Source organism: Stenotrophomonas sp. SMYL11, assembly GCF_036320005.1.
GTDB lineage: Bacteria > Pseudomonadota > Gammaproteobacteria > Xanthomonadales > Xanthomonadaceae > Stenotrophomonas > Stenotrophomonas maltophilia_A.
In genome coordinates this window covers 46,867-71,326 of sequence record NZ_JAWIRS010000009.1, presented here as the reverse complement: position 1 = coordinate 71,326, position 24,460 = coordinate 46,867, and the positions used below count along the sequence as shown (strand labels likewise).

The following is a 24,460-nucleotide window of genomic DNA, read 5'->3' as shown; positions in this document are numbered from 1 at the left end:
GAGTTGGTAGTGTCCTTTTTTTGTCTACTGCTAAAACAACCCGCATTCGACAAACCCTCGACTCTACACACCTGTATCGCGATCCAATTGATGAAATCTATCGAATTTCAGAATTCGATCATTAATCCCATCAATGAAATTGAGAATGGTTGTTGATTGTCAACTGAGAATCATTATCATTTAACTCGTCCCTCGCACGAGTCCAGATGCTCATGAATGCTCAACCTGTACTGCTGCGCCCCGAAACGCTGACCCTCCGCGATCGTCCGGTCCGTGTCGTTCCGCCGGAAGAGGTCATCGACAGCGAAGCCCTGCTCAAGGGCCGTCGTGAAATCCTGATCCAGCACGGCGACCGCTTCTATCGCCTGCGGCATACCAGCAACGACAAGCTGATCCTGACCAAGTAATCGCGGCCTGGTCGCCCGCCTCCCTCCCTCCTGCCGGCAGCGCCGACAGGGTGGGCGACCCGTCCGCTCCCGCTCTCTCCCCCTCGGTCTACCGCGTGCACCTTCCGGGTGTGCCGGTAACCGGGGGTTCCCCTGCCTGACCGAATGAACCTGATGACCCGCCATACCGCCCTGTGTCTCGCTGTCTGGATGGCTTTGCCGCTGTCCGCCCACGCTGCCGCCGCCGCTGCGCCCGATGCGCGCGAATTCGATCGGGTGCAGGTCACCGCCACCCGCACCGAGCGGGCCGTGAGTGACGTGGCGGCCACCGTGGACGTCATCGACCGTGAGCAGATGGACCGGTACCTGGTGCAGGACATCAAGGATCTGGTGCGCTACGAGCCAGGCCTGTCGGTCACCCGCAGCGCGACCCGCTTCGGCCTGGATGGTTTCCGCATCCGTGGCCTGGATGGCAACCGCGTGCGCATCCAGACCGACGGCATCGTCATGCCGACCCGTTTCGACATCGGTTCGTTCGCCAGTTCCAACCGCAACTTCACCGACCTCGATACGCTCAAGCGTGTGGAGATCGTGCGCGGCCCGGCCAGTTCGCTGTACGGCTCCGATGCACTGGGCGGCGTGGTCGCGTTCGTCACCAAGGACCCGGCCGACTACCTCAAGGACGGCAAGAACAGCTACTTCGGACTGAAGTTCGGCTACGACGGCGAGTGGAAGGGCCTGCTCGGCGGTGCCACCGCTGCCTTCGGTGGAGAGCACTGGAGCGGCCTGGTCAATGTGAACCACCACCAGGGCCAGGAGACGGACAACAAGGGAACGGTGCGCAGCGACAACGACACCCGCACCGCGTCCAATCCGCAGGACCGCGACGGCCGCAGCCTGCTCAGCAAGCTGGTCTACGCACCGAGCGAAGACCAGCGCTTCCGCCTGACCGTGGAAGGCAACGAAGACACCACCGATACCAATGTGTTGTCGGCGATCGCCAGCGTTGCGCCGCGCCCGGGCGCACTTGCAGCCGCCACCGGCATGAAGTCCCACGACACCCAGAAGCGCACCCGCGTCTCCTTCGCCCACGAAATGGATGCGCTGGACCAGCCGTTCGCCGACAGCCTGCATTGGCAGGTGTACGCGCAGAACAGCGAAACCCGGCAGCAGACCGACGAGACCCGCACCGACGGCAGCCGCCGCCACCGCGTGTTCTCCTTCGACCAGCATGCCTATGGCCTGCAGGCGCAGTTCAACAAGGCGTTCACCACCGGCAGCGTCGAGCACGCATTGACCTACGGGTTCGAAGGCACGCGTACCGAGATCCGCCAGAAGCGCGACGGCTACCAGGTCAACCGTGCCGGTGTGGTCAGCAACACCGTTACCCCCGACACCTTCCCGGTGCGTGATTTCCCGATCAGCAAGACCACCGAGCTGGGCCTGTACGCGCAGGATGAAATACGCCTGGCCGACGGCAAGCTGTCGCTGGTGCCGGGCGTGCGCGTGGACCGCTACGAGCTGAAGCCGGAGGTGGACAGCATCTTCGCCGAAGACAACCCGACCACGGCCGTGGCGCAGCTGAAGAAGACCAGCGTGTCGCCGAAGCTGGGCATGGTCTGGCGCTTCACCGACCAGTGGTCGCTGTTCGCCGGCTATGCGCGTGGCTTCCGTTCGCCGCCGTACAACGACGTCAACATCGGCCTGACCAACGTGGCCTTCCGCTATACCGCCATCGCCAATCCGGACCTGAAGCCGGAAACCAGCGACGGCTACGAACTGGGCCTGCGCTTCATCGCACCGGCGGCATACGTCAGTGTCAGCGGCTACTACAACGACTACAAGGATTTCATCGAGTCCAACGTCGATACCGGCCGCAACGCGCAGGGCTTGACCGTGTTCCAGTCGCAGAACATCGCCGACGCACGCATCTATGGCGCGGAAATGAAGGCCGGTATCGAGTTCGGTGAACTCAGCCCGGCGCTGAAGGGCTGGGCGCTGCGCAGTGCATTGGCCTGGTCGCGTGGTGACAACCGGACCGATGACGAACCGCTGGCCTCGGTCGATCCGCTGCGTGGCACGCTGGGCCTGATGTACGACACTGATACCTGGGGCGTCGAACTGGCCGGCACCTTCGTGCAGCGCAAGAAGCGCCTGCCGCCGCCTGCTGCGCAGACCAATCCGAACGCACCGGCGCCGTTCGTCTACCAGCCGGCCGGCTACGGCGTGCTGGACCTGATGGCGCACTGGAACTTCGCGCCGGGTGCGACCTTCAATGTCGGCGTTTTCAACCTGGCCGACAAGCGCTACATCGAATGGTCGTCCATCACCCCGAGCCTGATCACCAATCGCGCACTGAGCGATCGTTTCAGCAGCCCGGGCCGCACCTTCTCCGCCAGCCTTGCCGTTTCCTGGTGACCTCATGAGCCGAGCACTGTCCGCACGCAGGAATGACTCCATCGCCGCGCCGTACAGCGCGGCCTGGCCGACCCCGGCACAGCTGGCCACGCTCGGCACCGTGCTGTGCCTGTACCACGCCGACGGCAACGAACTGGGCGGCTGGCGCCAGGCGGTGCGTGTACATGCCTGCCAGGGCGTGGACAGCGAAGGCCTGCGCGAAAGCCTGTGCTTCCTCGATGGCCGCGGCCGCTGCGTGTGGCGCCTGTACCTGCTGCCGGACAGCGACTTCCTGGCCTGGGACCGGCTGGTGGCCGCGCTGCCGCCGGGGCCCGAGCACGACAGCGATGGCAGCGTCGGCGAACGGCTGTGGCGGCGCCTGGCCGGTCATCTGGGTGGCCAGCGCTGGCGCCTGTGCGCGCTGCGCCTGCATGCCGCCGACGATGGCCGCACGCTGGCCGCCAGTCTGTCGACCCTGTCCTCGCTGGGCGCAGCCACCGCGCGCCGCATTGCACGGCTGGAAGGTGCCGAAGGCGAGCTGGCAATCGACGATTGCTGCTGTGCCGATGCCGCGCGGCGTCCGGCGCCGCGGATTCCCGGCGACCTGCCGCTGATCCGCCTGTGACTCACTCCTGATGGAACGCCTGTCGGCCACGGACGGCCTCTCAACGCATCTGCAACCCCGAAGGAAGACCCCGATGAAGCTCCAGACAGCCAGCGCCCTGCTTGTGCTCGCCGCCAGCGGCGTGGCCAGCGCGCAGCCCTCCGATATCGCCCGTGACCACAACAGCATCCTTGCCATGCAGGGTGAGTACACCGTGGATTTCGCCTTCGACGAGACCGTGCTGCTGAAGCCGGGCTACGAGCGCGCACCGGCGATGCGCAGCGGCGGCAGCGAAGTGGTCATCGTGGTCGAGGACACGCCGAAGCGCATCGTGCTGCAGCACCTGCTGCTGGACGAGAAGAGCGGCCACATCACCAAGCACTGGCGCCAGGACTGGGTGTACGAAGCACCGAACCGTTTCGAGTTCAGTGCCGACCAGACCTGGAAGGTGCGCAGCATTCCGGCGGCGGTGAACCAGGGCGCCTGGACCCAGTGCGTGTACGAAGTGAGCGACGCACCGCGCTACTGCGGCACCGGAAAGTGGACCTACACCAACAACGTGCCTAGCTGGAGCAGCGACCTGAGCTGGCGTCCGCTGCCGCGCCGTGAGTACACCAAGCGCAGCGATTACAACGCGCTGGCCGTGATCAACCGCCACACGCTGACCCCGAACGGCTGGACCCACGAGCAGTTCAACACCAAGGTGCAGCGCAATGCCGACGGCAGCCAGGTGGAGATCGCCCGCGAGTTCGGCTTCAATGATTACGTGAAGACCACCGAGGTCGATTTCACCCCGGCGCGCAACTATTGGAAGGCCACTGCCGGTTACTGGGCCAAGGTGCGCCAGCGCTGGGACGGCTTCCTCGGCCAGGCCCCGGGCGTGCACCTGAAGACCAAGATCGACGGCATGGCGATGATCATTCCGCTGTTCACCCAGGCCGAAGAGATCCAGGCCGGCAAGAAGGTGAAGGACAAGCAGATCGACGACGTGTTCGCCAAGTACGTGGAAAAGGCCCAGTAAGTCGAGCCCTGCTCGACTCATGGCGCGGATCCTCCGGTCAGGTACCGTGCCGCATATCCGCTTCTGGTAGGTGCCGAGCTTGCTCGGCACGCTCTTCGCCGGCGGTTGCACACCGCATCCACGCATGGCGTGGATCTACCGTGCCGCATATCCGCTCCTGGTAGGTGCCGAGCTTGCTCGGCACGCTCTTCGCCGGTGATCGCACACCGCATCCACGCATGGCGTGGATCTACCGTGCCGCATATCCGCTTCTGGTAGGTGCCGAGCTTGCTCGGCACGCTCTCCATCGGTGATCGCACGCTGCATCCACGCCATGCGTGGATGCCCTGCACTCAGGACACCGGCCCCCTCAAGGTGGTCAGGTCCAGCCCGGCGTCCTGGAAGGCACGCAGGGTGGCCTGCAGGCCCGCCTCGTCATCGCGGGTGCGGACGCCCATGACAGCTTGGTGGCAACGCACTCGATCCGTGCTGCAGGCGCTACGGTCCGGCAGCAGCAGCGCGGTCTGTGCGACGAGGATCGCCATGTGCGCCACTTCCTTTCTCGGCTTCGGTTGGCCCCGGTAGAACCGGTCGAACTCAGCACGCAGGCCGGCCACCACGTCGGCATCGCTGCGCGTGCGTGACACGCTGGCCGGAACCAGATAGGTCGGGTGGCCCTCGTGGAAGGCTTGCGCTTCATCGGCCAGCACCGTTTCCAGAACGAAGGCCTGCACCGCGTCAGGAACATAGCCCTCCGCCGCGCGGGCGCCTGCGGGTAGCACCGCGGTGAGCAGCGGGGAACTGGCCAGAAGGATGCGCAGACAGACGCCGTATTTCATCTTCATTCCTTGAACATCGGGAGCGCGGTGAACGAGGTTCCGCTTCCGGACGATCTGATCGGGTGGGGCGCGCAGCATAGCGCCCCACCCGAGCGTGTCACGATCGCGTCAGGCTTCGCGCAGGGCCAGTGCCGGTGGCGTATGCAGGATCGCGCGCGTACCCCACCAGCCTGCCAGCAGGCTCAAGCCGATGCCGACCACGCCGCCGATCAGCAGGCCCGGCCACGGCGGCAGCAACGGCAGCTCGAACACCTTCTGCGAAACCACCACGCCGATCGCAGCGGCCGCGCCCACCGCCAGCAACGCCGCCAGCGTGCCCAGCGCACCGAATTCCACGAGCACCGCGCCGCGCAGCTGGCGCCGGGTCGCGCCCAGCGTGCGCAGCACCGCGCTGTCGTAGCGCCGTTCGCCCGCCGTGGCCTGCAGCGCGGCCAGCAGCACCAGCACGCCGGCCAGCAGACTGAACACCATCACCAGCTGCACCGCCTGTGCCACCCGTTCCATCACATCGCGCACCTGCGAGATCACTGCGTCCACGTCCAGCAGCGACAGGTTCGGCTGCGCACGGACCAGCTCGCCCAGTCCGGCTGCCTTGCCGGCCGGCAGATGGAACGCCGACAGCAGGTTGTGCGGCGTATCGCCCACCGCGTTCGGGTTCAGAAGCACGAAGAAGTTCGGACGGAAAGTGTTCCAGTCGGCCTTGCGCACGCTGGTGACAGTGAACTCGCGTTCCTGCTCGCCCACCGCAATGGTGATGCGGTCGCCGGGTTGCACGCCATAACGCTTGGCCCAGCCGATTTCCACCGAGGCTTCGGCGGCGGTACTGTCTGCCTTCCAGAACGTACCGTTGACCAGCGTGTTGGCTGGCGGGAAGCTGCTGCGCCAGCTGAAGTTCAACGGCCGGTTCTCGTCGTCGTCATCGCGCTGGCCTTCGCCCTGTGCCGGCTGCCCGCTCTGTTCCGGCGAGCGGTCCACGCGCAGCGGCGGCTTGCCGTTGATCGCGATCAGGCGGCCAGTGGCCATCGGTTCGATGCCGGCGTCGTTGGCGCCCAACCCGCGCAGTGCGGCCAGCACGCTGTCGCGCTGTTCGGGCTGGATGTTGATCAGGAAGTAGTTCGGCGTATCCGCGGGCAGTCGCTCGCGCCACTGCTGCAGCAGGCCGGGGCCGGTCACCGCCAGCAGCAACAGCGCGCACAGCGACAGCGACAGCCCGACCAGCTGCATCACCGCCAGTATCCGGCGCCGGGTCAGCGCGGCCAGGCCCAGCCGCCAGTGGCCATGCAGGCGGTGCTGCAGGCCGCGCAGCAGCTGCAACAGCATGAAGCCGACCACGCCGGCCGCCACCGCCAGCGCGGCCAGGCCGCCCAGCACCCACAGCGCCAGCTTGAGGTCGCCGGTGACCTGCACCGCCAGCAGCAGACTGGCCGCCAGGGCAGCCACGTAGGCCAGCAGCGAGGCCGGCGGCAGGGCGGCGAAGGAACGGTTGAGCACACGCATCGGCGGCACCCCGCGCAGGCGCAGCAGCGGGGGCAGGCCGAAGCCGAACAGCAGCAACAGCCCGATGCCGGCACCGGTCAGCGCAGGCATTGCCTCTGGCAGCGGCAGGCGCTGCGGCACCAGGCTGCCCAGCACCTGCACCAGGCCTTCCTGTGCAGCCATGCCCAGGCCGATGCCGAGTGCGCAGGCCGGCACCGCCAGCATCAGCAGCTGCAGTGCCAGACCGGACAGGATGTCGCGCTGGCGCGCGCCCAGGCAGCGCAGGATCGCCACTTGGTCGATGCGGCGCAGGGCGAAGCGGTTCGCCGCCAGCGCGGTCGCCACGCCGGCCAGCAATACCGCCAGCAGCGCGCTGAGGCCGAGGAAGCGCCCGGCCAGGTCGAAGGCCTGGCGCACGCCACGCTGGGTGTCGTCCACGCTCAGCAGGCGCAGGCCCTTGACCTGCGGCAGCAACCACTGGCGCAGCGCGGCAACCTGGTCGGCCGGCCCGGCGAACATCAGCCGGTAGTTGATGCGGCTGCCCGGACCGAGCAGGCCGGTGCCTTCCACATCGGCGCGGTTGACCAGCAGGGTGGGGGAAAGTGTAAGCAGGTCGCCGCCGGTATCCGGCTCGGCCTCGATGATGCCGGCGATGCGCAGCGTGCCAGCGCCGAATTCAAGGTCGTCACCGGCTTTCAGGCCCAGCCCCTGCAGCAGGCGCGGGTCGGCATAGGCCTGGCCCTTGGCCGGCATGCCGGCGTTGGCGATCAGGGCGCCACCGGGCGTGGCCCGCACCCGCAGCGTGCCGCGCAGGGGATAGCCGGCTGCCACGGCCTTGATGCTGGCCATCTGGCTGGCCTCGCCATGGAACAGCACGCTGCCGAAGCTGGCGATGCGGGTATGCGCCAGACCGCGTCGCTGCGCTTCTTCGGCGAACGCCTGCGGTGGGTCGTCGCGCCCGGCGATGCCGAGGTCGCCGCCAAGCATTTCCGCTGCGCTGCCGGTCAGTGCCAGGTTGACCCGGTTCACCAGCGTGCCGACCGCGGTCATCACCGCCACGCCCAGCACCAACGCGGCGAACACGGTCAGCAGGTCGCCGGCCAGCGCCTCGCGGCGCAGCGCGCGCCACGCATGCCGCAGCAGGTTCATGCCTGCGCCCCGCGCTCGACCGGCAACAGGCGGCCGTCGTCGATGCGGTGGATGTACTGGCAACGCTGGGCCAGGCGCAGGTCGTGGGTGACCAGCACCAGGGTGGTGCCGCTGCCGGCGTTGAGTTCGAACAGCAGGTCGCTGATGTGCTGGCCGGTGGCGTGGTCCAGCGAGCCGGTCGGTTCGTCGGCGAACAGGATGCGCGGGCGCGTGACGAAGGCACGTGCCAGTGCCACGCGCTGCTGCTCGCCGCCCGACAACTGGCGCGGATAGTGGCGGGCGCGATGGGCCAGGCCGACCTGGGCCAGCACTTCATCGACCCGCGCCCGGTCTTCGCGCCCGGCCAGTTCCAGCGGCAGCGCGACATTCTCGGCGGCGGTCAGTGCCGGCAGCAGGTGGAAGCTCTGGAACACGAAGCCGACCTCACGCGCGCGCAGCTGGGCGCGGGCCTCCTCGTCCAGCGCCGCCAGGTCCTGGCCGGCCAGCGCGATGCGGCCGCGGCTGGGCAGGTCCAGCCCGGCCAGCAGGCCGAGCAGGGTGGTCTTGCCGGAACCGGAGGCGCCGACGATGGCCGCACTGGTCCCTTCATGGACGGTCAGGGTGATGTTGTCCAGTATGTGGACTTCACCCTCCGGGCCCTGCACGGATTTGCCGACCTGGTCGACGGCGATGGCAACGGACGCGCTGCGGGGGGACAGGCTGTCGATGAGGAGACTCCAATGCGCAAGATGGGATGGAGCCGGCGAGCCGGCGTGATGATGGTGCTGCTGCTAGGGTTCCTGCTGCTGCCCGGGCTGGCCTGTGCCAAAGGTCCGGCCGGCACCGTGCTGGTGCTCGGCGACAGCCTCAGTGCTGCCCACAATATCCCTGCCGACGCCGGCTGGGTCAGCCTCCTGCAGCAGCGGGTCAGGCAGCAGTCGAAAACCCCGGCGCGCATCGTCAACGCCAGCATGAGCGGGGAAACCACCGCCGGCGCGCTGACCCGCCTGCCCGCCCTGCTGGCGAAGGAAAAACCGACCGTGGTGGTGATTGCCCTCGGTGGCAACGATGCACTGCGCGGGCTGACCCCGGCGCAGGTGCAGGGCAACCTGGAAAAGATGGTGCAGGCCAGCCAGAAGGCCGGTGCCAAAGTGCTGCTGCTGGGCATCGATGTGCCGCCCAACTACGGGCCAGCCTATCGCCAGCGCCTGGCGGCGGCCTACAAGGCGCTGGCCACGCAGTACAAGGTGCCGCTGCTGCCCTTCCTGCTGGAGGGCGTGGCCCTGCAGCCGGGCATGATGCAGGCCGACGGGCTGCACCCGACCGCACAGGCGCAGCCGAAGGTGCTGGACAACGTCTGGCCGCTGCTCAGGCCGCTGCTCTGAACCGTTTCTTTACCTCTTGACGGAACTTCACATCGCGTCCACCGTCGATCCGGCATGTTTCACAAAGCTGAAGTTAGAGGGAATCACATGCGTCAGACGAAGGAGACCTCCGGCTTGGTGCTGGTGGTCGAAGACAACCGCAACATCTCCGAGATGATCGGGGAATACCTGGAAGGTCGCGGCTTTGAAGTCGACTATGCACAGGACGGCCTGGATGGCTACCGCCTTGCGGCGGAAAACAGCTATGACGTCGTGGTGCTCGACTTGATGTTGCCGCGCCTGGATGGCATCGAAGTGTGCCGTCGCCTGCGCAACGATGCGCGCAAGTCCACCCCGGTGCTGATGCTCACCGCACGCGACACGCTGGACGACAAGCTCACCGGCCTCGGTTTCGGCGCCGATGACTACCTGACCAAGCCGTTCGCGATCCAGGAGCTGGAAGCCCGCCTGCGCGCGCTGATCCGCCGCGAACGCCGCCAGGTGGGTTCGGAAGTGCTGAAGGTCGCCGACCTGGTGCTCGATCCGGTCAGCATGCGTGCCACCCGTGCCGGTACCGAGCTGCAGCTGTCGCCGATCGGCCTGCGCCTGCTGACCATCCTGATGCGCGAATCGCCGCGCGTGGTCACCCGCCAGGAGATCGAACGCGAGATCTGGGGCAACGGCCTGCCGGATTCGGACACCCTGCGCAGCCACCTGTACAACCTGCGCAAGATCATCGACAAGCCGTTCGACCGTCCGCTGCTGCATACCGTGCAGAGTGCCGGCTACCGCATTGCCGACATCGCCCAGCCGATGGCCTGAGCAGGCCCGCGCCGGTGCAGCCGCAGGCCGGGCCGGGCTGCGGCCAGGCACCAGGGCAGGGGATGACCGTCCGGCAGTGCCGCCGGTCATCGCCCGTGCATCCCAACGGCGCGGTGCGCTGCCTATAATCGCAGCGCTCTGACCGGGACCCCGCAATGCCGCACGGCCTGCCGCGCAAGATCCGTATCGCTTTCATCCTGCAGGCAGTGCTGGCCAGCCTGGGCATCCTGCTCGGTGCGTGGCTGGTTTCGCTGGTGATCAAGCACAGCCTGGTCGGCGCCGCCCTGCGCGAGGAGGCGGCGTACTTCTGGACGTTGCACGAGGCCTCGCCGGTGCAGCCGCCACCCAACACCCAGAACATCCGTGGCTACCTGCTGGAAAGCGGGCAGTCGGCCCTGTCGTTGCCGGCCAATCTGCGCAACCTGGAGCCCGGCTTCCACGAACTACCCAAGGACGACCAGCTGGTGCTGGTCGATGTGCGCCCGGCCGGCCGCCTCTACCTGGTGTTCCTGCGTTCGCGTGCGGAGATGCTGGCGTTCTGGTTCGGCATCGTGCCGGTGCTGCTGACCCTGCTGGCGGTGTATGGCGCCAGTTGGGTCACCTATCGTGCTTCCAAGCGCCTGGTATCGCCGGTGAACTGGCTGGCGCGACGCGTCTCGCGCTGGGACCCGGGCCACCCGGAGGCGGCCGACCTGGAGCCGAACAAGCTGCCGGCGGACATGCAGGGCGAGACCCGCCAGCTGGCGGCCGCACTGCATTCGCTGGCCAACCGGGTCAGCGCGCACGTGGCGCGCGAGCGCAATTTCACCCGCGATGCCAGCCATGAACTGCGCACACCGCTGACCGTCATCCGCGTGGCCAGCGACATGGCGCTGGGCGATGACAGCCTGGAGCCGCGCCTGCGCCGCAGCCTGCAGCGCATCCAGCGTGCCGGCCGTGACATGGAGGCGGTGATCGATGCCTTCCTGATCCTGGCCCGCGAGGCTGACGTCGAGCCCCAGGTCGAGTTGTTCGACGTCAATGACATCGTCCGCTATGAAGTGGACAACGCCAACGAACTGCTGGGTACGCGCCCGGTGTCGGTGCACCTGCACAGCGATGGCCCGGTGCAGCTGCATGCGCCGCCGCGGGTGCTGCAGGTGGTGGTCAGCAATCTGGTGCGCAACGCGTGCAGTTACACCGATGAGGGGCGCATCGACGTGCATGTGCACAACGACCGGGTGGTGGTGCGCGATACCGGTATCGGCATGTCGGCCGACGCACTGTCGCGGGCCTTCGAGCCGTTCTACCGCGCCGAGCCGAGCCGCCCGCAGGGCACCGGCCTGGGCCTGTCGATCGTGCGCCGGCTGTGCGACCGCTTCGGCTGGAAGGTCAGCCTGGCCAGCGAGCCGGGTCAGGGCACCGAGGCCACGGTGATCTTCCGCTGACGCGGCTCCAGCTGCCGCGGTAGATGCCGACCTTGGTCGGCGCTTTCAACAGGATTCACGCCGGTGCCCCATGCCAACCAAGGTTGGCAACTACCGGAGCACACGCGTTGTCGCGGTAGCGCCGGGCCATGCCCGACGCAGGCCTGCTTCAATCGCACTTCACCTTCGGTCCCAGCGCCCTGGTCCAGATCGCGTAGCCAGCCGGGGTCATGTGCAGCATGTCCTCGCGGAACAGCGTCGCGTCCGGCTGTCCATCGGCGCCGAGCATCGGCGTGTAGACGTCGGTGAAACCGGTGTTGGGCAGCTTGGCCAGGGCCGCCTTGATCAGCGTGTTGGCCTCGTTGATCGCCGGCAGCAGGTGCGCACGCGACGGGCTAGGCTTGATCGACAGGTACTCCACCTTCGTCTTCGGCAGGTCGCGATGCACGCGCTGCACGAAGGCAACCACATCGTCGCGCACCTGCACGGCGCTGCGGCCGCTGTTGAGGTCGTTGTCGCCGGCGTAGAAGAACACCTTGCATGGCGCATACGGCACCACGATCTGGCCGGCATACCAGGTGCTGTCGCGCACTTCCGAACCGCCGAAGCCACGGTTGAACACCGGCTGGCCGGGGAAGTCGGTGGCCAGGCTCTCCCACATGCGGATCGAGGAGCTGCCGATGAACTCGATGCCGCCCCGTGGCGGCGGGCTGGCCTGGTCGGCGCTGGCAAAGTGGGCCATGTCGCCGGCCCAGGCCACGTTGGAGACCTGCTCGGGCACGCGCGGCGGCTTGGCCGGGCTCAGCGCCTGGGCCAGGGGGGCGGCGGTCAGCAGGCCCAGCATCAGCAGGCAGGTACGGCGACGGGACATCAGGCGCTCCAGCAGAAGGGGAAAGTCATCATAGAAGCTTGGGCGGGCCGGGGCTTGCCCCTGGCAGTCCATTCACCGGGCCGGTGCCGGGATGCGGCTGGCGGCCTTGTGGCAAAATGGCGGCCATCTGCCTATCCCTGTGCACCCATGATTCCCTGCCGTGCGTCTGAGCGGTCGCTGCGCCGCGCCCCTGTTGCTGGATGTTCCACCCGTGGCTGATCAGTTCGGCCATCTGCCCCGCGGCCCGCGCCGCATCTTCCAGGCCGCCCGCTGGTCCTGGCAGGGCCTGCGCGCCGCCTGGCTGCATGAGTCCTCGTTCCGGCTGGAGGTCTACCTGCTGATCCTGCTGACCCCGGTCGCGGTCTGGCTTGGCCAGACCCCGGTCGAGCGCGCGCTGCTGATCGGCTCGATGCTGCTGGTGCTGGCGATGGAACTGGCCAACTCGGCCATCGAGGCGGTGATCGAACGTTACGGCAGCGAGATCCACGAACTGGCCGGTCGCGCCAAGGACATGGGTTCGGCGGCGGTCTTCGTGCTGATGATGAACGTGCTTCTGTGCTGGGCGCTGGTTGTGGTCCCGCATGCAATGGCCGGCAATTACGGCTGATCCCATTCCCCCACTGTCCTGAAGAGTTTCCATGTCCTTTGAGTTCCTCGCCGACCCCAATGCCTGGGTGACCCTGTTCACCCTGAGCGCACTGGAAATCGTGCTCGGCATCGACAACCTGGTGTTCATTTCCATCGCGGTCAGCAAGCTGCCGGAAGAGCGTCGCCCGTTCGCGCGCAAGCTCGGCATCGCCGTGGCCTGCATCACCCGCATCGCCCTGCTGGTGTCGCTGGCCTATCTGGCGCACATGTCCGCCAACCTGTTCACCGTGGCCGGCATGGGCATCTCCATCCGCGACCTGGTGCTGATCGTCGGTGGCCTGTTCCTGATCATCAAGGGCTACATGGAGATCAAGGAACTGATCACCGGTGGCGAAGACGAGAACCCGGCCACCAGCAAGGCCTCGGGTGTATTCGGCATGGTCATCCTGCAGATCGCCATCATCGACATCGTGTTCTCGCTGGACTCGGTGATCACCGCCGTCGGCATCGCCGATCACATCCCGGTGATGGTCGCCGCCATCCTGCTGTCGGTGCTGGTGATGCTGCTGGCCGCCAACCCGCTGGGCCGCTTCATCGATGCCAACCCGACCGTGAAGATGCTGGCACTGGCCTTCATCCTGCTGATCGGTGCGGTGCTGATCCTGGATGGCCTGGACGTGCACGTGCCCAAGCCCTACATCTACGCCGCCATGGGCTTCTCGGTGCTGGTGGAATGGCTGAACCTGCTGATGCGCCGCCGCGCGCGCGAACACCACGTGCCGGGTGCCGGCGACTGGTAAGCAGATCACAGGCAAATGTGTCTCCCAGAACCCCCGGCCAGCGCCGGGGGTTCTGCGTTATGGGACCCATTGGGCTCGCCGGGCCATACCCGGCGGGGCGGTTCCCGCCAGCTGTGAATTGAGATCAACAGTGTTTTCCCGGGGCGAGGCTTAATCCGGGCCGACAAAGCGCGCAGGCTACGCGCTCTTTTCCAGGACCTGCCCCACGCAGGATGACCCCATGAACTCCAGAGTCGCCTTGTTGGCCCTCGCCGTCGGCGCTTTCGCCATCGGCACCACTGAATTCGCGCCGATGGGCCTGTTGCCGGTCATCGCCGACGGCGTGGGCGTGAGCATCCCCACCGCCGGCATGCTGATCACCGCGTATGCGGTGGGCGTGATGCTGGGCGCCCCGGTGATGACCCTGCTGATGGGCCGTTTTGGCAAGCGCACCGCGCTGATGCTGCTGATGTCGATCTTCGTGGTCGGCAACCTGCTGTCGGCGCTGGCCCCGAACTACGGACTGCTGTTGCTGTCGCGCCTGGTCACCAGCCTCAACCACGGTGCCTTCTTCGGCATCGGTGCGGTGGTCGCCGCCAGCCTGGTGCCGAAGGACAAGCAGGCCGCGGCCGTGGCCACCATGTTCATGGGCCTGACCATCGCCAATATCGGCGGTGTGCCGCTGGCCACCTGGGTCGGCCAGCAGCTGGGCTGGCGCCTGTCCTTCGCCGGCACGGCGGTGCTGGGCCTGGTCGCGATCACCGCGCTCGGCTTCGCGCTGCCGGCATCTGCACCGGGGCCGCGCCCGGACGTGCGCCGCGAAGTGAGAGCGATCCTGCAGCCGCAGGTGCTGCTGGCGATGGCCACCACCGTGCTTGGCGCCGGCGCGATGTTCACCCTCTATACCTACGTGGCGCCGGTGCTGACCGAACTGACCAGTGCCTCCAACGCCTTCATCGCGATGTCGCTGGCGCTGATCGGTATCGGCTTCACCTTCGGCAACGGCATCGGTGGGCGCATGGCCGACTGGTCGCTGGATGGTGCCACCCGCATCCTGCTGGCGGTCCTGGCCGTGTTGATGTTAGTGCTGCCGCTGGCTTTGATGAGCCACGTTACCGCAGCGCTCGGTGTGCTGCTGTTCGGCGCGGCGACTTTCGCCATCGTGCCGCCGTTGCAGATCCGGGTGATGCAGGCGGCCAGCGAGGCGCCGGGCCTGGCGTCGTCGATCAACGTCGGTGCGTTCAACCTGGGCAATGCCGTGGGTGCGGCGCTGGGCGGTGCGGTGATCAGTTCGGGCCTGGGTTATGCCGCGATTCCGGTGGCCGGTGGCCTGCTGGCGGCATCGGGCTTGCTGCTGGCGTGGCTGGGTCGTCCTCGCACTGCTGTGGCTGAAGCTTGCTGAGAGGGGAGGGTTTCCGGCAGGGCTGCGCCCTGCACCCGCCGAAGCAACAGCAACAGCAACAGCAACAGCCTGCATTCCGTGGGTTGGCGGGATGGGTCCGGTGGCGGGGGACGCCGTGAATCCGTCCATGGAGGCTTGGCCGCGGCATCCATGCCGCGGACACCCCCGCAACCGGACCCACCCCGCCTTCGACAGATTCCCGCGGTCTGTCGCAACGGCGTTCCGCTCTGGTAGGTGTCGACCTTGGTCGACACGAATGCTTGAAGAACCGGCTTTTGCTTCTGTTTTTTTCTTTTGATCTTCCCGCGGTGCGCAGGAAGCCGTATGAGGCCGGGCGGGTGGGTTGGCTGGGGGCGTGAGCGCCATGGGTCCGAGGCATGCCACGGGCGGGTTGGGCAGGATGCCCAACCCCGGTCTTGCCGTGTGCGCAGGACAGCGCACACGAGCAAGCGCGATCGAGCTTACATGGACGTACTTGCAGCGCCCCCCAGCCAACCCACCCTCCCGGCCGACCCCGATAGCGCTTCCTCGCCAACCACCGCGGAGGGGGCGGTGCCCGATGGCCGGTCTTTCACCCGAACCATGGCATGCTCGGCGCCAAGCCCACCCGGAACCTCCGCCATGCGCCTGTTCACCCGTGTCCTGCCCCTGATGCTGTTGGCCTCCCTGCTCTCCGGCTGCGGCTACAACGCCATCCAGCAGAAGGATGAAGCGGTCAAGGCCAGCTGGTCGGAGGTCATCAACCAGTACAAGCGTCGCGCCGACCTGGTGCCCAACCTGGTACAGACCGTGAAGGGTTTCGCCAGCCAGGAAGAGCGCGTGCTGACTGAAGTGACCAACGCCCGTTCGCGTGTTGGCCAGATCAACGTCAATGCCGATGACGAAGCCTCGCTCAAGCAGTTCCAGCAGGCCCAGGGCGAACTTGGCAGCGCGCTGTCGCGGCTGCTGGTGGTCACCGAGAACTACCCGGAACTGAAGTCGAACCAGAACTTCCGCGACCTGCAGGCGCAGCTGGAAGGTACCGAGAACCGGGTCACCGTCGCCCGCGGCCGTTACATCCAGCAGGTGCAGGACTACAACACCTACATCCGCTCGTTCCCGCAGGTGATCACCGCCAAGATCTTCGGCTACAAGACCAAGCCGAACTTCACGGTGGAGAACGAAGCGCAGATCTCCAACGCGCCGTCGGTCGATTTCGGCAACACGCCGCAGCAGCAGCCGGCATCGCAGCCGGGGACCTGATCGATGCGCCTGGCCTCTGCGCTGCTGGCCCTGCTGCTGTGGCTGCCGCTGGCCTCGCATGCGCAGCAGCTGGCGCCGGTTCCTGCGCTGGATTCGCCGGTGGTCGATACCACCGGCACGCTGGATGCCGCGCAGAAGCAGGCGCTGGTGCAGCAGGCGATCGAGCTGCAACAGCGCAAGGGCAGCCAGCTGCAGGTGCTGGTGGTGCCGACCACCCAGCCCGAGGACATCGCGCAGTACACCACGCGGGTCTTCGACCAATGGCAGATCGGCCGCAAGGGCGTGGATGACGGGGTGCTGCTGGTGGTGGCCAAGGACGACCGGCGCGTGCGCATCGAGCCGGGCTACGGTCTGGAAGGCGCCATTCCCGATGCCATCGCCAACCGGGTCATCCAGGAATACCTGGTGCCGCGCTTCCGCAGCGGCGACTACGCCGGTGGCATCACCGACGCCACGGCGGTGCTGGTCAAGCTGATCGACGGCGAAACGCTGCCGGCACCGGTCAGCGGCCATCGCGGGCGTGAGCCCAGCGGTGGTGGCGATACCTGGTTCCTGGCGCTGTTCATCGGTGTGTTCGCCGGCAGCATCCTGCGCGGCGTGTTCTCGCGCGTGCCGCGACCGCTGCGAGGCCTGCTCGGCGGTGCCGGTGCGGCGCTGGCGGCGTTCCTGTTCACGTCCACGCTGCTGGCCAGTGGCCTGGCCGGCATCGTCGGCCTGATCGTGGCCATGCTCTCCGGCCACCCGGGCCGCTTTGCCGGCGGTGGCGGCTGGGGTGGTGGCAGCTGGGGCGGCGGAGGCGGTTTCGGCGGGGGCGGTGGATTCGGTGGTGGCGGCGGCTGGGGTGGCGGTGGTGGCCGCTCCGGTGGTGGCGGTGCTTCGGGGGGCTGGTGATGATCCAACGTCTATGTCGGCACGTGTTTTCGCCGTCGGTACGGCGCGCGTTCCCGCCCGCCACATTGCAGGCGATCACCGAGGCCATCGCGGCCGGTGAGCAGCGCCACGGTGGGCAGGTGATGTTCGCGGTGGAAGCGGACCTGCCGCTGGCCGCGCTGTGGCACAAGGTCACCCCGCGCCAGGCTGCCGAGCATGCCTTTGCCCGCCTGCGCACCTGGGATACCACCCACAACAATGGCGTGCTGATCTACCTCCTGCTGGCTGACCACGCCATCGAGATCGTCGCCGACCGGGGCCTGCACGGCCGGGTCAGCCCGGCACAGTGGCAGCGGGTCTGCACCCACCTGCGCGAGGGCCTGCGTGGGGCCAATCCGGTGCAAGCGCTGCAGGATGCCATCGACGAGGTCTCCAGCCTGATCGAAGGGCACTTTCCGGCCTCGACGCGGTCGAACGATGACGCGTTGCCGAACTCGCCCCAGCTCCTTGGTTGAGCCGGGGCGGCACTGGCCCGAGAATAGGCGTTCAACCGCAAGGCACCTTCCATGATCTATTTCCACGACATCGACCCCATCGCCCTCTCGCTGGGGCCGATCAAGGTGCACTGGTACGGCATCATGTACCTGCTCGGCTTCACCGCAGCCTGGCTGCTGGGCCGCAGGCGCATCGCCGATGGGCGCCTGCCGGGCGTCGATGCCAACGGCTTCTCCGACCTGCTGTTCTACGCCATGCTCGGCGTGGTGCTGGGCGGGCGCATCGGCTACATGCTGTTCTACGCGCTGGGCGATTTCCTGCACAACCCGCTGCTGCTGTTCAAGGTGTGGGATGGCGGCATGAGCTTCCACGGCGGCCTGCTGGGCGTGCTCGGTGCCTGCTGGTGGTGGTCGCGCAAGCACAAGCTGCATTTCTTCGACACCATGGATTTCATGGCGCCGCTGGTGCCGCTGGGCCTGGGCTTCGGCCGCATCGGCAACTTCATCGGTGCCGAGCTGTGGGGCAAGTACACCGACGGTACCTGGGGCGTGGTGTTCCCGTCCGGCCTGCCAGCGCCGCTGAACCAGCTGGACCATGCGACGCTACAGGCGCAGTTCGCCAGCGGCGCGCTGAACCAGTTCGCGCGCCATCCGTCGCAGCTGTATGAAGCCTTCCTGGAAGGCCTGGTGATGTTCGTGGTGCTGTGGGCCGTGTCGGCCAAGCCGCGCCACCGTTATCTGGTCGGCGGCCTGTTCGCGCTGATGTACGGCCTGTTCCGCTTCGCGGTGGAGTTCGTGCGCATGCCCGACAACGGTGTCTACGTCGCGTTCGACTGGCTGACCCGTGGCCAGATCCTCAGCCTGCCGCTGATCGCCTTCGGCCTGGTACTGCTGGCGATGTCGCGCCGCGCGCCGGTACTGCAGCCGGTGCTGCCGGTGGCTGCCGAGGGCAAGGCATGAAGGCCTACCTGGACCTGCTCTCGCACGTGCTGGAACACGGCGCCGAGAAGAGCGATCGCACCGGCACCGGCACCCGCAGCGTGTTTGGCTGGCAGATGCGTTTCAACCTGGCCGAAGGCTTCCCGCTGGTCACCACCAAGAAACTGCACCTGCGCTCGATCATCCACGAGCTGCTGTGGTTCCTGAAGGGCGACACCAACATCGGCTACCTGAAGGACAACCAGGTGCGGATCTGGGACGAGTGGGCCGACGAGAACGGCGACCTCGGCCCGGTCTACGGCAAGCAGTGGCGCAGCTGGGCCACCGCCGACGGCCGCGAGATCGACCAGATGCAGTGGCTGGTGGACGAGATCAAGCGCAACCCCGACTCGCGCCGGCTGGTGGTCAGCGCCTGGAACGTGGGCGAGCTTTCGCAGATGGCGCTGATGCCGTGCCACAACCTGTTCCAGTTCTACGTGGTGGACGGCAAGCTCAGCTGCCAGCTGTACCAGCGCAGCGGCGACATCTTCCTCGGCGTGCCGTTCAACATCGCCAGCTACGCGCTGCTGACCCACATGGTGGCGCAGGCCACCGGCCTGGGCGTGGGTGACTTCGTGCACACGCTGGGCGATGCGCACCTGTATTCGAACCACTTCGAGCAGGCCCGCGAGCAGCTGTCGCGTGAACCGCGCGCGCTGCCGACGCTGTGGTTGAACCCGGAGGTGACCGACCTGTTCGGCTTCCAGTTCGACGACATCCGCATTGATGGTTATGACCCGCATCCGGCGATCAAGGCGCCGGTGGCGGTATGAGTACCCGCCTGATTTCCAGGGGCCTGCTGGCGCTGTGTGGCATGCTGCCGCTGGCCATGGTGCAGGCCGGACCGGCCGATGCGCTGTCGTTGGCCAGGCAGGTCAATGAGCAGATCGTGCACAAGCACATGCGCGACGAAGTGCAGGCGTTCGCCGGGGCATTCAACGGCAGCACGACGCTGCCCCAGGACGTGCCGGAAGGCTGCCGGGCGCAGATGCGTGAGGCGGTAACCGGCATGTACACGGCGATGACCGAGCACCTGAAGGCGGGGGTCGAGGATCCGGCCTATCAGCGTGAGCTTGAACAGCGCCTGGCCACCGTCTACTCCAGCGACCAGCTGAAAGCGTTCCTGGCGCGTGGTGCGGGCACCGACAACGCGGCGTTGTCGTCGGAGATCCTGTCGGCACCGGGCCTGAAGGAGATCGAGGAAGCGCAGAAGCAGAAGATCATCAGCGGCCTGGATGAGCAGTCCACGTCCAGCCCGGCGCTGGCTGCAGCATTGCGAGCCGCCAGTGCCGCGAACGCTGCCTGCGAACGCCTGCAGATCGACGCCAGCTGAGGAGGTTGTAGCAATGAAGCTGTCGATGATCGTGGCGCTGGATCGCAACCGTGGCATCGGCCAGGGCAATGCCATGCCCTGGCACCTGCCGGATGATTTCAAGCATTTCAAGGCGCTCACCCTGGGCAAGCCGATCCTGATGGGGCGCAAGACCGCCGAGTCGATCGGCCGCGTGCTGCCGGGGCGGACCAACCTGGTGCTGACCCGCAGCGGCCAGGTGCCATTCGAGGGCATGCGTGCGGTGGCGTCGCTGGACGAAGCGAAGTTGATTGCCGAAGGCGAGGGCGCCAGCGAGCTGTGCATCATCGGCGGCGGCGAGATCTTCCACCAGCTGCTGGACCAGGCCAGTGACCTGTACCTGACCTGGGTGGATGCTGAAGTCCCCGCCGATACCCATTTCCCCGAGGTTGACCCGGGGGTCTGGCAGGAAACCAGCAGCGAGCCGCATCCGGCCGATGCGCGCCACGCCTACGCGTTCCGCTTCGTGCACTACGTGCGCCGCTGATCGCGGAAATACCATCGAAAACACCGACGGGGTAGAGTCGGCTGTTAGTCGACTATCGCGCGCAGCGCGGGGTTTTCAGAGGGCGTCAGGAGCAGTCGACTAACAGTCGACACTACCGGGACTGTCGCTACGGCATCCGGTAATGCCCGATGATGGCGTGCCGGAACAGCAGGTTCTCTTCGCGGGTGCCGCGCGCGATGTTGTGCAGCACCAGCGGCGTGCCATCGGCCAGCTGCCGGTCGGAGACGATGCCCACGTGCAGCAGGCCGTTGCCGTTGAGCTTCCAGGCAACGATGTCGCCGGCCGCGTAGTCGGAGGCAAGGGCCGTGATCGGTTGCTGCCAGCCCTGCCGCTCGAACCAGCGCATCAGGTTCGGTACACGACGATGATCGATGTTGCGGTCCGGCCGTGGCAGGCCCCAGATCGCAGGATAGGCACTGAAGTTGCCGCGCATGTCCTCATGCACGCGCGCCTGCAGGTCCAGGCCCAGATCGCGCAGGGCGCGCACCACCACGTCGGTGCACACGCCGCGATCCAGTGGCACGTCGCCGCCGGGGTAGGCCAGCACCTGGTAAGCAGGATCGTAGCGGGTGGTGACGCCGATCTGCGCGCGCGCCGCAGCCACCAGTGGCGGCGAAGGCGCCTGTGGTTGCGATGGCGTGTGGCCGGCGTTTCCAGCGCCGGTGGGGGCCGGGGCCGAAGTGGGCTGGCAGCCGCTGGCCAGGGCCAGCGCCAGCAGCAGCACCGTCCATGGCGCCCAGCCGCGCCGCGTCATGCCTGCGGCGGGGTGCTGTTGTTGTTGGGGCCGGCGGAGCCACCACCACCGCCACCACGGCGACGACGACGGCGCGGGCCGCGGTTGCCCGGGTTGGCGGCCGGAGCGTTGCCGCCGCCCTGTTCCTTGCCCTGCGGGCGCTCGTGCGCCGGGCGCGCTGGCGGGCGGGCGTTGGGCACGGGTGCCGGTACATCGCGGCCTGGCACCTGAACCACGCGCAGTTCATCGGTATCGAGCTGGATCGCGGTCAGCTTGCCGCCCCAGACCGCGCCGGTGTCGATGGCGTGCACGCCCTGGGTGATGGTCAGGCCCAGCGCCGACCAGTGGCCGCAGACGACCTTGAGGTCACGCTCGACCCGGCCCGGCACTTCGAACCAGGGATACAGCCCCTGTTCCTGGGTGCCCGGCGTGCCCTTGTCCTCGATACCGATGCGCCCGCGCGGGGTGCAGTAGCGCATGCGGGTGAGCACGTTGATGATCGCGCGCGAGCGGTCGTAGCCGGACAGGTTGGGCGCCCAGCTCGGCTTGTCGCCGTACATGTTGCGGAACAGCTTGCGGTAGCCGGCGCCGTGCAGCTGCACCTCGACTTCGGCCGCATGCTTCTCGGCCATCTGCGTGGTCCACTTCGGTGCCAGGCCGGCGTGCACCATCATCCAGCCCAGCTCGCGGTCCACGTGCACCAGCTTCTGCAGGCGCAGCCAGTCCAGCAGTTCGTCGCGGTCCTCGGCCTGCACGATGCGCAGCAGGTCCGGGTTGACCTTGCGCTGTTCCTCTTCGGTGCGCGCACCGACGGCCAGCAACGAAAGGTCATGGTTGCCCAGCACCACCACGCTGTGCTCGCGCAGCGAATGCACCAGCCGCAGCGTTTCCAGTGACTGGCCACCGCGGTTGACCAGGTCGCCGCAGAACCACAGGGTGTCCTGCGCCGGGTCGAAACGGATCTTCTCCAGCAGTCGCTGGGTGACGTCATAGCAGCCCTGCAGGTCGCCGATCGCCCACACACTCATCGTTCGGCCTCCGTGTCAGTGCAGGGTACGCGGGATGGCCAGCACGAAAGGTGCGACCGGCGCGGCAAATTCGGTGCCGTCGTCGGCGACCATGTCGTAGTGGCCCTGCATGGTCCCGTGATCGGTCCCCAGCATGACACCGGACGTGTAATGGAAGTCTTCACCGGGGCGCAGGCGCGGCTGCTCGCCGATCACCCCGTCGCCATCGACATGCTCGACGCGGCCGTTGGCATCGGTGATGCGCCAGTGGCGTGCGACCAGGCGCGCGGCAACACGCCCCTGGTTGTGGATGCGGATCGTGTAGGCGAACGCATAGCGCCCGTCTTCCGGCGCGGATTGATCGTCGAGGAAGCGCGGAGCGACTTCGACGGAGATGGCATAAACGTCAGCGTCTTCCATACCGGCAGTGTAATCAGGAGGCATTGGCCAAAGCGATGAATTCGGCCACGTCCAGCTGTTCGGCGCGGGCATCGGGACGCACGCCGGCGGCAACGAACTGTTCGGCGGACACCACGTTGTTCAGGGCGTTGCGCAGGGTCTTGCGGCGCTGCCCGAAGGCGGCCTTGACCACCTCGGCGAAACGCCTGGGGTCGTGGATGTTGATCGTGGCCGGGTCACGCGGCACCAGCCGCACCACGGCCGAATCGACCTTCGGTGGCGGCCGGAACGCGCCCGGCGGCACCACGAACAGCGAGGTCACCTGGCAGTAGGCCTGCAGCATCACGCTGAGCCGGCCGTACACCTTGCTGCCGGGGCCGGCGGCCATGCGGTCGACCACTTCCTTCTGCAGCATGAAGTGCATGTCGCGGATCACCGCCGCATGTTCCAGTGCATGGAACAGGATCGGCGAGGAGATGTTGTAGGGCAGGTTGCCGACCAGGCGGATCGGCTGGCCGGCAGCCAGCTCGGTGAAGTCCACGCGCAGCACGTCGCGGTGGACGATGGTCAGCTCGCCCAGCGGCTCGGCGGCGGCGGTCAGCGGCGCGATCAGGTCGCGGTCGAACTCGATCACCGTCAGCTTCGGATGCACGCGCAGCAGCGGCAGGGTGATCGCGCCCTGGCCGGGGCCGATCTCGACCAGGCGGTCACCGTCTTTCGGGTTGACCGCCATCACGATCTTGTCGATGTAGTGGCGGTCGGCCAGGAAATGCTGGCCAAGCTGCTTCTTGGCCGGGGCGGTGAACACCGGGCCGGAGGGGGAATGCGGGGAATTCATGCGCTCAGTGTACGTTGCCGCGCAAGCTGCGCACACAGCGTCGTTGCTGCCTGCAGGCTGGAAGGATCGGCAATGCCGCGGCCGGCAAGGTCCAGTGCGGTGCCATGGTCCACCGCCACGCGCGGGTAGGGCAGGCCCAGGGTCAGGTTCACCGCCTGCTCGAAGCCCGAATACTTCAGCACCGGCAGGCCCTGGTCGTGGTACATCGCCAGCACGGTGTCGAAGCCTGCCAGCTTGGCCGGCAGGAAGGCGGTATCGGCCGGCAGCGGCCCGATCAGGTCCATGCCCTCCGCGCGCAGGCGCTGCAGCAGCGGGATGACCAGGTCCAGTTCCTCGCGGCCCAGATGACCGTCTTCACCGGCATGTGGGTTCAGGCCGAGCACGGCGATGCGTGGCGCGGGCAGGCCGAATTCGCGGCGCAGCGCGGCGTGCACGGTGCGCAGGGTGTGTTCCAGGCCGGGCGCGGTGATCGCGTCGGCCACCTCGCGCAGTGGCAGGTGGGTGGTGGCCAGGGCCACGCGCACGATGTGGTTGGCCAGCATCATCACCACCTTCACCCCGGCCTGGTCGGCCAGCAGTTCGGTGGTGCCGCTGTAGGCGATGCCGCCTTCGTTGATGACCGCCTTGTGCACCGGGCCGGTGACCACGCCGTGCAGTTCGCCGGACAGGCAGGCCTGGCCGGCATCGAGCAGGGCGCCGATGACGGCGCCGGCGTTGGCCGGATTGGCCTGGCCGAAGTGGCTGGGAACGGTATTGGCCACCACGCGCACACGCAGATCACCGGGGACGCGTGCTTCGGCGTCCTCGGGCAGCAGTTGCAGGGGCAGATTCAGCGCGGTCGCGGCCGCGCGCAGGGTATCCGGGTCGGCGAAAGCCAGCAGCCGGCAATCTTCACGCGGCTGCTGGACGAGGCGGACACACAGCTCCGGGCCGATCCCGGCGGGCTCGCCCGGTACCAGAGCGAGCTCGGGGCGCATC

General features: G+C 67.4%; 26 protein-coding genes. 17 read left to right on the top strand and 9 right to left on the bottom strand.

All coding sequences use genetic code 11. The annotated features are described in order from the left end of the window. Window positions 1–212 precede the first annotated feature (212 nt). The 4 genes from hemP (at window position 213) to V3B46_RS13600 (ending at window position 4,408) form a co-directional block, all read left to right on the top strand. Entirely contained in the window at window positions 213–407 is a 195-nt protein-coding gene (hemP, locus tag V3B46_RS13615; protein ID WP_005412278.1) for a hemin uptake protein HemP, read from the top strand. A gap of 153 nt (window positions 408–560) precedes the next feature. Further along, entirely contained in the window at window positions 561–2,804 is a 2,244-nt protein-coding gene (locus V3B46_RS13610) for a TonB-dependent hemoglobin/transferrin/lactoferrin family receptor (RefSeq protein ID WP_329892144.1), read from the top strand. Window positions 2,805–2,808: 4 nt separating this feature from the next. Further along, window positions 2,809–3,408: a ChuX/HutX family heme-like substrate-binding protein gene (locus tag V3B46_RS13605; RefSeq protein WP_049399785.1), complete on the top strand. Its 600-nt coding sequence runs from the start codon at window positions 2,809–2,811 to the stop codon at window positions 3,406–3,408. Between the two features lie 73 nt (window positions 3,409–3,481). Then, window positions 3,482–4,408, top strand: a complete 927-nt coding sequence (locus tag V3B46_RS13600) for a DUF6607 family protein (RefSeq protein ID WP_329892143.1) — start codon at window positions 3,482–3,484, stop codon at window positions 4,406–4,408. A 332-nt stretch (window positions 4,409–4,740) separates the two neighbouring features. Here the strand turns inward: V3B46_RS13600 and V3B46_RS13595 are convergent, their stop codons facing one another. The 3 genes from V3B46_RS13595 to V3B46_RS13585 all read right to left on the bottom strand — a co-directional run bounded on the left by V3B46_RS13595 (window position 4,741) and on the right by V3B46_RS13585 (window position 8,495). Further along, window positions 4,741–5,226: a hypothetical protein gene (locus V3B46_RS13595; protein WP_329892142.1), complete on the bottom strand. Its 486-nt coding sequence runs from the start codon at window positions 5,224–5,226 to the stop codon at window positions 4,741–4,743. Between the two features lie 108 nt (window positions 5,227–5,334). Then, window positions 5,335–7,851, bottom strand: a complete 2,517-nt coding sequence (locus tag V3B46_RS13590; RefSeq protein WP_329892141.1) for an ABC transporter permease — start codon at window positions 7,849–7,851, stop codon at window positions 5,335–5,337. Next, window positions 7,848–8,495 carry an ABC transporter ATP-binding protein gene (locus V3B46_RS13585; RefSeq protein ID WP_154262358.1) on the bottom strand — a complete coding sequence of 216 codons (648 nt, stop codon included), beginning with the start codon at window positions 8,493–8,495 and terminating at the stop codon, window positions 7,848–7,850. The genes V3B46_RS13590 and V3B46_RS13585 overlap by 4 nt, the downstream gene beginning before the upstream one ends. 75 nt (window positions 8,496–8,570) lie before the next feature. Between V3B46_RS13585 and V3B46_RS13580 the strand changes: the two genes are divergently transcribed. From V3B46_RS13580 to V3B46_RS13570, 3 genes are all read left to right on the top strand, one after another. Beyond that, on the top strand, window positions 8,571–9,215 hold the full coding sequence (locus V3B46_RS13580) for an arylesterase (protein ID WP_154262360.1): 645 nt from the start codon (window positions 8,571–8,573) through the stop codon (window positions 9,213–9,215). An 87-nt stretch (window positions 9,216–9,302) separates the two neighbouring features. After that, window positions 9,303–10,016, top strand: a complete 714-nt coding sequence (locus tag V3B46_RS13575; RefSeq protein ID WP_002811889.1) for a response regulator transcription factor — start codon at window positions 9,303–9,305, stop codon at window positions 10,014–10,016. Window positions 10,017–10,171: 155 nt separating this feature from the next. Further along, window positions 10,172–11,443 carry a sensor histidine kinase gene (locus tag V3B46_RS13570; RefSeq protein ID WP_032129926.1) on the top strand — a complete coding sequence of 424 codons (1,272 nt, stop codon included), beginning with the start codon at window positions 10,172–10,174 and terminating at the stop codon, window positions 11,441–11,443. Between the two features lie 148 nt (window positions 11,444–11,591). On the opposite strand, the gene V3B46_RS13565 is transcribed toward V3B46_RS13570, so the two are convergent. Further along, entirely contained in the window at window positions 11,592–12,293 is a 702-nt protein-coding gene (locus tag V3B46_RS13565) for an SGNH/GDSL hydrolase family protein (RefSeq protein ID WP_154262362.1), read from the bottom strand. 211 nt (window positions 12,294–12,504) lie between these two features. Between V3B46_RS13565 and V3B46_RS13560 the strand changes: the two genes are divergently transcribed. The 10 genes from V3B46_RS13560 to V3B46_RS13515 all read left to right on the top strand — a co-directional run bounded on the left by V3B46_RS13560 (window position 12,505) and on the right by V3B46_RS13515 (window position 20,484). Next, complete coding sequence (locus V3B46_RS13560; RefSeq protein WP_032129924.1) at window positions 12,505–12,900, top strand: diacylglycerol kinase; 396 nt, start codon at window positions 12,505–12,507, stop codon at window positions 12,898–12,900. Window positions 12,901–12,931: 31 nt separating this feature from the next. Then, window positions 12,932–13,681 (top strand): TerC family protein, encoded by a 750-nt coding sequence (locus tag V3B46_RS13555; protein ID WP_106467106.1) that lies wholly within the window; start codon window positions 12,932–12,934, stop codon window positions 13,679–13,681. A 220-nt stretch (window positions 13,682–13,901) separates the two neighbouring features. Beyond that, window positions 13,902–15,062: an MFS transporter gene (locus V3B46_RS13550; RefSeq protein ID WP_329892140.1), complete on the top strand. Its 1,161-nt coding sequence runs from the start codon at window positions 13,902–13,904 to the stop codon at window positions 15,060–15,062. Between the two features lie 621 nt (window positions 15,063–15,683). Next, window positions 15,684–16,304, top strand: coding sequence for a LemA family protein (locus V3B46_RS13545; protein ID WP_329892139.1), 621 nt, complete (start codon window positions 15,684–15,686; stop codon window positions 16,302–16,304). 3 nt (window positions 16,305–16,307) lie between these two features. Then, a complete protein-coding gene (locus tag V3B46_RS13540; RefSeq protein WP_154262366.1) occupies window positions 16,308–17,195 on the top strand; it encodes a TPM domain-containing protein in 888 nt (295 codons plus the stop codon). Next, on the top strand, window positions 17,195–17,689 hold the full coding sequence (locus tag V3B46_RS13535; protein ID WP_329892138.1) for a TPM domain-containing protein: 495 nt from the start codon (window positions 17,195–17,197) through the stop codon (window positions 17,687–17,689). Before V3B46_RS13540 ends, V3B46_RS13535 begins: the two co-directional genes overlap by 1 nt. 51 nt (window positions 17,690–17,740) lie before the next feature. Then, window positions 17,741–18,628 (top strand): prolipoprotein diacylglyceryl transferase, encoded by an 888-nt coding sequence (lgt, locus tag V3B46_RS13530; protein WP_154262368.1) that lies wholly within the window; start codon window positions 17,741–17,743, stop codon window positions 18,626–18,628. Then, the gene (locus V3B46_RS13525) at window positions 18,625–19,419 is read left to right on the top strand and encodes a thymidylate synthase (RefSeq protein WP_121504902.1); all 795 of its coding nucleotides are present in this window, start codon (window positions 18,625–18,627) and stop codon (window positions 19,417–19,419) included. The genes lgt and V3B46_RS13525 overlap by 4 nt, the downstream gene beginning before the upstream one ends. After that, window positions 19,416–19,979: a hypothetical protein gene (locus V3B46_RS13520; RefSeq protein ID WP_329892137.1), complete on the top strand. Its 564-nt coding sequence runs from the start codon at window positions 19,416–19,418 to the stop codon at window positions 19,977–19,979. The genes V3B46_RS13525 and V3B46_RS13520 overlap by 4 nt, the downstream gene beginning before the upstream one ends. Window positions 19,980–19,992: 13 nt before the next feature. Continuing rightward, window positions 19,993–20,484 carry a dihydrofolate reductase gene (locus tag V3B46_RS13515; protein WP_329892136.1) on the top strand — a complete coding sequence of 164 codons (492 nt, stop codon included), beginning with the start codon at window positions 19,993–19,995 and terminating at the stop codon, window positions 20,482–20,484. A 127-nt stretch (window positions 20,485–20,611) separates the two neighbouring features. Here V3B46_RS13515 and V3B46_RS13510 read toward each other — a convergent pair whose 3' ends face one another. From V3B46_RS13510 to pdxA, 5 genes are read right to left on the bottom strand one after another with little or no spacing between them, the layout of a single operon-like run. Next, window positions 20,612–21,259 (bottom strand): DUF1287 domain-containing protein, encoded by a 648-nt coding sequence (locus tag V3B46_RS13510; RefSeq protein ID WP_329892135.1) that lies wholly within the window; start codon window positions 21,257–21,259, stop codon window positions 20,612–20,614. Then, window positions 21,256–22,266, bottom strand: coding sequence for a symmetrical bis(5'-nucleosyl)-tetraphosphatase (locus tag V3B46_RS13505; protein WP_329892134.1), 1,011 nt, complete (start codon window positions 22,264–22,266; stop codon window positions 21,256–21,258). Before V3B46_RS13505 ends, V3B46_RS13510 begins: the two co-directional genes overlap by 4 nt. Window positions 22,267–22,281: 15 nt before the next feature. Then, window positions 22,282–22,665, bottom strand: coding sequence for a Co2+/Mg2+ efflux protein ApaG (gene apaG, locus V3B46_RS13500; RefSeq protein ID WP_005412297.1), 384 nt, complete (start codon window positions 22,663–22,665; stop codon window positions 22,282–22,284). A 13-nt stretch (window positions 22,666–22,678) separates the two neighbouring features. After that, complete coding sequence (gene rsmA / locus V3B46_RS13495) at window positions 22,679–23,482, bottom strand: 16S rRNA (adenine(1518)-N(6)/adenine(1519)-N(6))-dimethyltransferase RsmA (RefSeq protein WP_329892133.1); 804 nt, start codon at window positions 23,480–23,482, stop codon at window positions 22,679–22,681. Continuing rightward, entirely contained in the window at window positions 23,479–24,459 is a 981-nt protein-coding gene (pdxA, locus tag V3B46_RS13490) for a 4-hydroxythreonine-4-phosphate dehydrogenase PdxA (RefSeq protein ID WP_329892132.1), read from the bottom strand. The genes rsmA and pdxA overlap by 4 nt, the downstream gene beginning before the upstream one ends. Between the last annotated feature and the right edge of the window lies 1 nt (window position 24,460).

What these genes read in the sequence shown, in the direction of transcription:
- hemP (WP_005412278.1), top strand. Translation starts at nt 213, where the DNA reads ATGAATGCTCAACCTGTACTGCTGCGCCCCGAAACGCTGACCCTCCGC.
- V3B46_RS13610 (WP_329892144.1), top strand. Translation starts at nt 561, where the DNA reads ATGACCCGCCATACCGCCCTGTGTCTCGCTGTCTGGATGGCTTTGCCG.
- V3B46_RS13605 (WP_049399785.1), top strand. Translation starts at nt 2,809, where the DNA reads ATGAGCCGAGCACTGTCCGCACGCAGGAATGACTCCATCGCCGCGCCG.
- V3B46_RS13600 (WP_329892143.1), top strand. Translation starts at nt 3,482, where the DNA reads ATGAAGCTCCAGACAGCCAGCGCCCTGCTTGTGCTCGCCGCCAGCGGC.
- V3B46_RS13595 (WP_329892142.1), bottom strand. Translation starts at nt 5,226, where the DNA reads ATGAAATACGGCGTCTGTCTGCGCATCCTTCTGGCCAGTTCCCCGCTG.
- V3B46_RS13590 (WP_329892141.1), bottom strand. Translation starts at nt 7,851, where the DNA reads ATGAACCTGCTGCGGCATGCGTGGCGCGCGCTGCGCCGCGAGGCGCTG.
- V3B46_RS13580 (WP_154262360.1), top strand. Translation starts at nt 8,571, where the DNA reads ATGCGCAAGATGGGATGGAGCCGGCGAGCCGGCGTGATGATGGTGCTG.
- V3B46_RS13575 (WP_002811889.1), top strand. Translation starts at nt 9,303, where the DNA reads ATGCGTCAGACGAAGGAGACCTCCGGCTTGGTGCTGGTGGTCGAAGAC.
- V3B46_RS13570 (WP_032129926.1), top strand. Translation starts at nt 10,172, where the DNA reads ATGCCGCACGGCCTGCCGCGCAAGATCCGTATCGCTTTCATCCTGCAG.
- V3B46_RS13565 (WP_154262362.1), bottom strand. Translation starts at nt 12,293, where the DNA reads ATGTCCCGTCGCCGTACCTGCCTGCTGATGCTGGGCCTGCTGACCGCC.
- V3B46_RS13555 (WP_106467106.1), top strand. Translation starts at nt 12,932, where the DNA reads ATGTCCTTTGAGTTCCTCGCCGACCCCAATGCCTGGGTGACCCTGTTC.
- V3B46_RS13550 (WP_329892140.1), top strand. Translation starts at nt 13,902, where the DNA reads ATGAACTCCAGAGTCGCCTTGTTGGCCCTCGCCGTCGGCGCTTTCGCC.
- V3B46_RS13545 (WP_329892139.1), top strand. Translation starts at nt 15,684, where the DNA reads ATGCGCCTGTTCACCCGTGTCCTGCCCCTGATGCTGTTGGCCTCCCTG.
- V3B46_RS13540 (WP_154262366.1), top strand. Translation starts at nt 16,308, where the DNA reads ATGCGCCTGGCCTCTGCGCTGCTGGCCCTGCTGCTGTGGCTGCCGCTG.
- V3B46_RS13535 (WP_329892138.1), top strand. Translation starts at nt 17,195, where the DNA reads ATGATCCAACGTCTATGTCGGCACGTGTTTTCGCCGTCGGTACGGCGC.
- lgt (WP_154262368.1), top strand. Translation starts at nt 17,741, where the DNA reads ATGATCTATTTCCACGACATCGACCCCATCGCCCTCTCGCTGGGGCCG.
- V3B46_RS13525 (WP_121504902.1), top strand. Translation starts at nt 18,625, where the DNA reads ATGAAGGCCTACCTGGACCTGCTCTCGCACGTGCTGGAACACGGCGCC.
- V3B46_RS13520 (WP_329892137.1), top strand. Translation starts at nt 19,416, where the DNA reads ATGAGTACCCGCCTGATTTCCAGGGGCCTGCTGGCGCTGTGTGGCATG.
- V3B46_RS13515 (WP_329892136.1), top strand. Translation starts at nt 19,993, where the DNA reads ATGAAGCTGTCGATGATCGTGGCGCTGGATCGCAACCGTGGCATCGGC.
- V3B46_RS13510 (WP_329892135.1), bottom strand. Translation starts at nt 21,259, where the DNA reads ATGACGCGGCGCGGCTGGGCGCCATGGACGGTGCTGCTGCTGGCGCTG.
- V3B46_RS13505 (WP_329892134.1), bottom strand. Translation starts at nt 22,266, where the DNA reads ATGAGTGTGTGGGCGATCGGCGACCTGCAGGGCTGCTATGACGTCACC.
- apaG (WP_005412297.1), bottom strand. Translation starts at nt 22,665, where the DNA reads ATGGAAGACGCTGACGTTTATGCCATCTCCGTCGAAGTCGCTCCGCGC.
- rsmA (WP_329892133.1), bottom strand. Translation starts at nt 23,482, where the DNA reads ATGAATTCCCCGCATTCCCCCTCCGGCCCGGTGTTCACCGCCCCGGCC.
- pdxA (WP_329892132.1), bottom strand. Translation starts at nt 24,459, where the DNA reads ATGCGCCCCGAGCTCGCTCTGGTACCGGGCGAGCCCGCCGGGATCGGC.